Origin of the sequence: Geminicoccus flavidas (genome assembly GCF_009806515.1) — a bacterium.
GTDB classification, from domain to species: Bacteria; Pseudomonadota; Alphaproteobacteria; order Geminicoccales; family Geminicoccaceae; genus Geminicoccus; species Geminicoccus flavidus.
In genome coordinates, this window is record NZ_WUJP01001076.1 from 1 (window position 1) to 2,406 (window position 2,406).

General features: G+C 71.2%; 3 protein-coding genes. 2 read left to right on the forward strand and 1 reads right to left on the reverse strand.

All coding sequences use genetic code 11. The features are described from left to right. Positions 1–686: alpha-hydroxy acid oxidase (locus tag EQG76_RS30655; RefSeq protein WP_200841268.1), on the forward strand; the 686-nt coding region annotated here is incomplete at its 5' end. After that, positions 683–1,369, forward strand: coding sequence for an RraA family protein (locus EQG76_RS30660; RefSeq protein ID WP_159719012.1), 687 nt, complete (start codon positions 683–685; stop codon positions 1,367–1,369). The genes EQG76_RS30655 and EQG76_RS30660, both read left to right, overlap by 4 nt. 86 nt (positions 1,370–1,455) lie before the next feature. Here the strand turns inward: EQG76_RS30660 and EQG76_RS30665 are convergent, their stop codons facing one another. Continuing rightward, positions 1,456–2,307 (reverse strand): AEC family transporter, encoded by an 852-nt coding sequence (locus EQG76_RS30665; protein ID WP_159719013.1) that lies wholly within the window; start codon positions 2,305–2,307, stop codon positions 1,456–1,458. Positions 2,308–2,406: the final 99 nt, after the last annotated feature.

Genomic DNA, 2,406 nt, shown 5'->3' on the forward strand with positions numbered 1-2,406 from the left:
GCCAGCGCGAGCGCGACGTGCGCAACGGCTTCTCGATTCCGCCCAAGCTGCTGGTGAAGGTGATGGCGGCGATGGCGATCCGGCCGAGCTGGCTGTGGCGGATGCGCGAGCGGCGCGACTTCACCTTCGCCAACTACACCGGGATCGAGGGCGGGGCGGACCGCAACACGCTGGCCGGGCGGATGAACGCGCTGCTCGACCCCACCATGTCCTGGGCCGATGTCGCGATGCTGCGCCGGCACTGGCCGGGCCCGCTGATCCTGAAGGGCGTCCTCCATCCCGCCGACATCCAGCTCGCGGTGGATCACGGCGTGGACGGGGTGATCGTGTCCAACCATGGCGGCCGGCAGCTCGACCGCGCCGCGGCCGGGCTAGATGCGCTGCCGGCGATCGCCGCTGCCGCCAAGGGGCGGCTCAAGGTCCTGCTGGACGGCGGGATACGCCGTGGCGTGGATGTGCTGATCGCCAAGGCGATGGGGGCGGATGCCTGCCTGATCGCCCGGCCGCAGCTCTGGGGGCTGGCGGTGGCCGGCGAGGCCGGGGTGGCGGCGGTGCTGGAGATCCTGCGCCGCGACCTCGACCGCGCCTTGTGCCTGTGCGGCGTCACCCGGTTCGTCGATGCCGACGCGGACCTTTTGGCCCCCGGCATCGTTCCTCCCAACCTGCCCAAGGCGATTGCCGCATGATCGACGAAGCCCCGATCCTCACCGTCGCCAGGAGCTTCGAGCGCCCGCCGGCCGAACTGGTGGAGCAGCTCTCCGGGATGCTGACCAGCCAGATCGTGGACGCCATGGGCGGCAGCGGCGCGCTGGACTGGCGGATCAAGCCGATCGTGCCGGGCCAGGACCGGTTCTGCGGCGTGGCGCGTACGTCCGACTGCGGGCCGTGCGACAACCTGGCCCTGATGGCCTCGATCGCCGACTGCCAGCCGGGTGACGTGCTGGTGACCGCCACCGCCGGCTACGAGAAGGCAGCGGTGACCGGCGACCTGACCCTCGGCATGGCCCGCAACCAGGGCGTGGTCGGCTTCGTCACCGACGGGATGGTGCGCGACCTGGAGGGCATCCGCGACGTCGGCGTGCCCTGCTTTGCCCGTGGCCTCGTGCCCAACTCGCCGGCGCGCAGCGGGCCCGGTACCGTCGACCTGCCGATCGTGCTGGGCGATCTGGTGGTGCGCTCAGGGGACGTGGTCGTGGGCGATCCGGACGGGGTGGTGATCGTGCCGCGGGAACGGCTGGCCCAGGTGGTCGAGGCGCTGGTCCAGGTGCGCGCGGCGGAGGCCGAGACCCTGCAGAAGGTGCAGGGCGGCCTGACCGTGTTCCCGTTCATGGCGGAACTGCTGGCGAGCGGGCGGGTGCGCCGGGTCTGACCTCCGCACCCTTCAACCGACGAGCAGCACCACGGCCGGCAGGACCAGCAGGGCCAGTACCGATTGCGCCACGATCAGGCCGGCCATCAGCTCGGCATCGCCACCCAGCTGCCTCGCCAGGAGGTAGGAGGCGGGGTCGGTGGGCAGGGCGAAGAACAGGGTGATCGCCGCCGAGACGACCGGATCCAGGCCGAACAGCCTGGCCTGGCTGTAGGCCAGGCCGGCAGGACCAGGAACTTGGTGAACGCGGTAGACGCGAGCGCTGCCCGGCGGGGCAGGGCGCTCGGGGCCAGCGCCAGGGCGGCGCCCACCACGATCAGCCCGCAGACGATGCCGGCCTGGCCCAGCATCGCCAGGGTGCGTTCCACCGGGGCGAACAGGTCCAGGCTGCTTGCCTTCCAGGCAAGCCCGGCGGCCGATGCCTGGATCAGCGGGTTGCGGGCCAGTTCGACACCGAGCTGGCGCAGGCTCGGCCGGTTCCTGCCGGCGAAGGTCAGCAGCACGACCACGCTCACCGTGTTGGCGACGATCACCGCGAAGGTGGAGACCATGGCGCCGGCAGCGAGGCCGATCGGGCCGAACAACGGCAGGAGCAGCGAGAAGCCCAGGAAGTTGTTGAACCGCATCGATGCCATGACATGCGGCCCCACTTCGGCCGCCGGCACGGCCGCATGGCAGCACCAGGCGAGCATGGCGAAGGTGGTCAGCAGGATCGAGCTCGCAGTGAGCAGCAGCAGCGGCAGGACCGCGGCACCGGGCACGGCCGAGGATGCGAGGTTCTGGAACAGGAGGGCTGGCAGGAACACGTGATAGGCGATCCGTTCCAGGCCGCTGCGCAGGCCGGCATCGATCCGCCCGCTGCGCTGGCCGAGATAGCCGCCCAGGATCAGCAGCAGCACCGGCACGAACGCGTACAGGACCTCGCCGGTCCGCCCCACGTCGATCAGCCCGTCGCCTGCATCCCCTTCAGCTTCTGCTCCCAGGCCCAGGCATGGGCGATGATCGTCTCCAGGTCGTCGAACTCTGGCCGGAAGCCC